Raw genomic sequence first — 4,411 nt, forward strand, 5'->3', positions numbered from 1 at the left:
GCGGGCATTTCCCCTCGGATGAGGCGGCGATGAAGCTACTTTATCTGGGAATCCGGAATATCTCGACCAAGCGCGGAGGTGAGAACGGGACCGGCACCCTGGGGTGGAAGCAGGCGCTGAACGCGATGGTGATCCTGTTCCCGGACAGACTTCCCCTTCACTAATTGAAGAGTAAATCACACGGTAAGGACAATGCTTGCCCATCCTTACACGAAAAACTGGACAGGCCCTCACCGGGTCGGCGCGGACACCGTCGGCGACTTGCTGCGCGCGGAGGGGTTCAGCCTCCAGGGCAACAGCAAGACGCTGGAAGGCGCGCAGAGCCCCGACCGGGACGCACAGTTCCGCTACATCAACGCCCAGGTCACAGACAGTCTGGACGGGGGTGACCCGGTCGTGAGCGTCGACACCAAGAAGAAGGAACTCGTCGGCGAGTACGCCAACCGCGGCCGTCAGTGGCGACCGAAGGGCGACCCGGTGAAGGTCGACACGCACGACTTCCCCGACAAGGAACTCGGCAAGGCCGTCCCCTACGGGATCTACGACCTGGCCGCGGACGCCGGCTGGGTCAACGTCGGCACCGACCACGACACCGCCGCGTTCGCGGTCGCCTCGCTGCGCCGCTGGTGGGACGGGCAGGGCCAGGCGTCCTACCCACACGCCCACCGGCTCCTGATCACCGCGGACGCGGGCGGCTCGAACAGCTACCGCACCCGCGCCTGGAAGACCGAACTCGCCGCGTTCGCCCTCGCCACCGGCCTGACCGTCACGGTGTGCCACTTCCCGCCGGGGACCTCGACATGGAACAAGGTCGAGCACCGGCTGTTCTCCCACATCACCATAAACTGGCGCGGCCGGCCCCTGACCAGCCACAAGGTCATCGTCAACTCGATCGCCGCGACAACGACCCGCACCGGTCTGCGCGTCCACGCCGAACTCGACACCGGCGTCTATCCAGCGGGAGCCACGGTCAGCGACACGGAGATCGACTGTCTCCCGCTGGACCGCCACAACTGGCACGGCGACTGGAACTACACCCTGCGCCCCGAACCACCAGCCCCACCACCGCCGCCGCCCGAGCCGGCCCGCGCCCCCGAACGCGCCGACTGGGCACACCCGGCCCTGACCGGCCTGAGCACCGCGGCCTGGGACGAACTGATCGCCTCGCTCACCGTCCCGCACCGGATCCAGCGCGACAACGAGCTGTTCGCCCGCAGGAGCGGCCCACCCACCCGCAGACCCGCCGGCGGCCACCCACCCGCCCTGACCCTCGCCGAGCAAACCCTCGTGACCATCCTGCGGCTGCGTTTCCGAACATCGCAGCCCGTCCTCGCCGAACTCTTCGGCGTCTCCATCGGCCCCATCGCCAAAGCAGACCGGGAGATTCGCCCGCTGCTCGACCAGAACGGCCACACCGTCGTGCCCGCGACGACCCGTCTCGCGACCCTCGCGGACCTGACCGCACACGCCCAGGCGCACGGCATAGACCTGACACCGAAGCCCAAACCAGCATGTTGATTATCTGCAAGCCCTAAGCAACCTTCAGTTTAGGGCAGTGTGATAGGGGCATGCGTTTAGTGGGGCTCGGTGCTGTGGTGGCCAGCGGGGCGGTCCGGCGGGGCCGCCGGAAGCCAGTCACCGATCAAGGAATCCGGTCGATTCACGACTGGACCACGCCCCACCACCTCGACGCGTGACAGTCCATGGATCGGCGCGCGTCCACGAACCGGCGGAAACACATAGAAAGCGAGACATTCAGTGGTGAAAAGACCCATGGACAGGCGCGCCTTTGGGCAGCCCGGCCGGCCCAATGACCCCGTCACGGGCCAGGGCGCGGAGTACACCGGCCGATACGTGGTCCTACTCGACCCGAGCAACCAGGAGAGCGGACTGAACGCACTGCGTTCCGCCGCCGATATCGCGTCCGTCGAACGTGTCCGAGGAACCGAGACCGCAAACGTCGCAGAACTCCTTGAGCGCCCCGACGTTTCGGTGCACTTCGAGGAACTCGCCGCCGCCGTCGTCGAGGTGCGGCTCGAGCAGCGCCTCGCACTCGTGACCGCGGCCGAGACGGAATCCTCGATCATCGCCGCGGAGCCGGAGCGGATGGTCTACGCCTCACCGATCACCGCCCCGCAGCAGGCACCGACCGAGTTCTACCCGGCCTACCGCAGCGACGAGGATGTGGTCGCCCGCCACACCACGGCCGAAATCGCCGCTGTCCAGGGCCCAGCCTGGGACGAGCAGAACTGCACCTGGGGCCTGCAGGCGATCCGCGCCAACGTGCCCGGCCTGACCGGTCGCGGTGTGGAGATCGCTATCCTCGACACCGGCGTGGACGCCGGCCACCCGGACCTGGCAGGGCGCATCGACGCCACGGCCTCCTTTGTGCCCGGCCAGGCCGTCCAGGATGGCAACGGCCACGGCACGCACTGCATCGGCACCGCCGCAGGCCCCGCCCACCCCCAGCAGGGCCCCCGCTACGGCGTGGCCTTCGAGGCCCGGATCCTCGTGGCGAAGGTGCTCAGCAACGCCGGCAGCGGCACCGACGGCCAGATCCTGGCTGGCCTGGCCTGGGCCGTCGCCCACGGCGCACGCGTAGTCTCCATGTCCCTCGGCGCCCCGGTCCAACCGGGTGAACTCTTCCCTCAGACTTACGAGATTCTCGCTCAGCGCGCACTTCAGCGCGGGACAGTGATCGTCGCCGCTGCGGGCAATGACAGCAACCGGCCCCCGAGCGTCCTGCCCGTCAGGCGGCCCGCCAACTGCCCCTCCGTTCTCGCGGTCGCCTCGCTCGACAAGGCACTCACGACGTCGTTCTTCTCCAACGGCGGGATCAACGGCCAGGGCGGCGAAATCAACATCGCCGCGCCCGGCAGGGAGGTGCGCTCGGCTGCCCCCGGCGGGGGGTACCAGAACCTGAGCGGAACCAGCATGGCCACACCGCACGTCGCAGGTGTCCTCGCGCTGCTCGCCCAGGCGAACCCCAATGCGTCCGCCGCCGAACTCGTGGCTGGTCTGCAGTCAGGTGCCTTCCCGCTGATGCAGCCCGTCAGGGACGTCGGCTCGGGTCTGCTCCAGGCGCCGTGAGCGACTCATCTCGCTCAGAACCGGTCGGGGTCATCCTCGCGGTCGACTCCGACCGGTTCGCGGACGTGGTCGAGGCCCTGCGGCAGGCCGGGCTGACGGTCGCGGACGACAAGCAGCAGCCAAGCCTCGGTACGCTCTCCGGCACTGTGGCGGAGGACCGGATAGCAGCCCTGGAGGCGATCGACGGCGTCGAGTCCGTCGACCGCGAGCGCATTACCCAACTCCCCCCGCGCGACTCGCCGATCCAGTGAGTCCGAGAAACGCCTCGGGCCTGAGTCCGGGGCGCCTCGCTCCAGGATGGTGAGATGGCTCGCCGTAAGTGTTCGGTGATGCCGTGGGAGGGCACGCCGAGCACCCGGCCGGCGTTGCCGGTCGGGTGCGTGTCGGCTGTCGAATGGGTGTAGCGTGCCAAAACCCGATTCTGGGGCTTGACCTGCGGTTTCGCTGTTCGATCAAGCGGCGCGGTGGTACTCGCTGATCACACCGCCGAGGACCGTGCGGCGATCGATCGGGCCGACGAGAGGCGTGCCGGTGGCCGGGTCATGGTTCGGCGGGCACTGCTCCCGTCCCTGATGGGACGGTGGTCATGGACGTGCCGGGCGTACGCGTCGAGCACGGCCGCGGCGTGGCGTTCGCCGAAGAGGAGGATCGTGTCGGTGCACTCCTGGCGGACCGAGCGGATGAACCGTTCCGCCGAGGCATCCGCCTGCGGTGTCCGCGGCGCCGTGCGCACGATCTGCACACCGTCGGAGACGCACACGTCGTCGAACGCCGGGGGGTACGTCGCATCGCGGTCGCGGATCAGAAACCGGACCGCGTCGAGCCGTCCCTGAAGGTCCATGACCCGGTGGCGTGCCTGCTGGCTGACCCCGGCTCCGGTCGGGTAGGCGGTGACTCCGAGGATGGGGACGCGGCGCGTCTGGATCTCCATCACGACCAGGACGTCCAGCCGGCGCACCGCGATGGTGTCCCGGTGGACGACGTCGGTGGCCAGTAGGCCGCTGGCCTGGGTGCGCAGGAAGGTGCGCCCGGTGGTGTCGGCGTGGCGGCGCGGGGCCGGGCTGAGGCCCGCGCCGGCGAGGATCCGACGCACCGTTCCCGCGCCGATCCGGTGGCCCGGGCCGAGGAGTTCGCCCTGGATGCGGCGGTGGCCCCAGGCCGGGTTGTCCCGGGCCAGGGAGCCTGTCAGGTTTTGGCTCTGCCAAGATTCCGGTGGTGACAGCCGGTGAGAGATATTCATGAGAGCAGGATCCGTTGCCGGAGCAGGGAGAAACCAGCACGGCCGTACATCTGCCTTTTGATCAGTTTCGTCTTTGGGAGC

Annotated in this window: 3 protein-coding genes and 1 pseudogene; 3 read left to right on the forward strand and 1 reads right to left on the reverse strand. The window is 68.8% G+C overall.

What is annotated here, in order from left to right:
- Positions 1-231 precede the first annotated feature (231 nt).
- The 3 genes and pseudogenes from MJ783_RS22105 to MJ783_RS22115 form a co-directional block, all read left to right on the forward strand.
- A pseudogene (locus MJ783_RS22105) lies at positions 232-1,518 on the forward strand (ISAzo13 family transposase); the annotation flags it as partial.
- 255 nt (positions 1,519-1,773) lie between these two features.
- Entirely contained in the window at positions 1,774-3,090 is a 1,317-nt protein-coding gene (locus MJ783_RS22110) for a S8 family serine peptidase (protein WP_239313539.1), read from the forward strand.
- Complete coding sequence (locus MJ783_RS22115; RefSeq protein WP_239313542.1) at positions 3,087-3,341, forward strand: hypothetical protein; 255 nt, start codon at positions 3,087-3,089, stop codon at positions 3,339-3,341. The genes MJ783_RS22110 and MJ783_RS22115 overlap by 4 nt, the downstream gene beginning before the upstream one ends.
- Before the next feature lie 227 nt (positions 3,342-3,568).
- On the opposite strand, the gene MJ783_RS22120 is transcribed toward MJ783_RS22115, so the two are convergent.
- Positions 3,569-4,330, reverse strand: coding sequence for an integrase core domain-containing protein (locus tag MJ783_RS22120; RefSeq protein WP_239313545.1), 762 nt, complete (start codon positions 4,328-4,330; stop codon positions 3,569-3,571).
- Positions 4,331-4,411: the final 81 nt, after the last annotated feature.

The organism is Protofrankia sp. Cj3, from assembly GCF_917627355.1.
In the GTDB taxonomy this organism is placed as follows: domain Bacteria; phylum Actinomycetota; class Actinomycetes; order Frankiales; family Frankiaceae; genus Protofrankia.

Excerpts from the sequence above, each read along its gene's own strand:
- MJ783_RS22110 (WP_239313539.1), top strand. The coding sequence starts at position 1,774 with ATGGACAGGCGCGCCTTTGGGCAGCCCGGCCGGCCCAATGACCCCGTC.
- MJ783_RS22120 (WP_239313545.1), bottom strand. The coding sequence starts at position 4,330 with ATGAATATCTCTCACCGGCTGTCACCACCGGAATCTTGGCAGAGCCAA.